Origin of the sequence: Tetzosporium hominis (assembly GCF_002265435.1) — a bacterium.
Lineage (GTDB): Bacteria > Bacillota > Bacilli > Bacillales_A > Planococcaceae > Chryseomicrobium > Chryseomicrobium hominis.
Window position 1 is genome coordinate 1 of sequence record NZ_NOKQ01000104.1, and the last position, 251, is coordinate 251.

At 43.4% G+C, this 251-nt stretch carries 1 pseudogene; it reads right to left on the reverse strand.

Going from position 1 to position 251, the window contains the following annotated elements:
• Positions 1-251: pseudogene (locus tag CF394_RS00380) on the reverse strand (amino acid permease); the annotation flags it as partial.

The following is a 251-nucleotide window of genomic DNA, read 5'->3' on the forward strand; positions in this document are numbered from 1 at the left end:
CTGTTCCGGAAAAGGCAAAACTCACAGATATCATGGCGATAAATACGGCGAGGAAGCCGTTTGGAAACAATCCTCCATGACCGGTGAAATTTGAAAACATAGGGGCATCAGCCGTCCCGTTTAAAGAGATCAAGCCAAACATGGCGGCGCCTCCTAAAATGATAAATAAAATGATGGTGACAATCTTCACGCTCGAGAACCAAAATTCGGTTTCCGCAAATAATTTGACTGAAAATGCGTTGCATACGAAA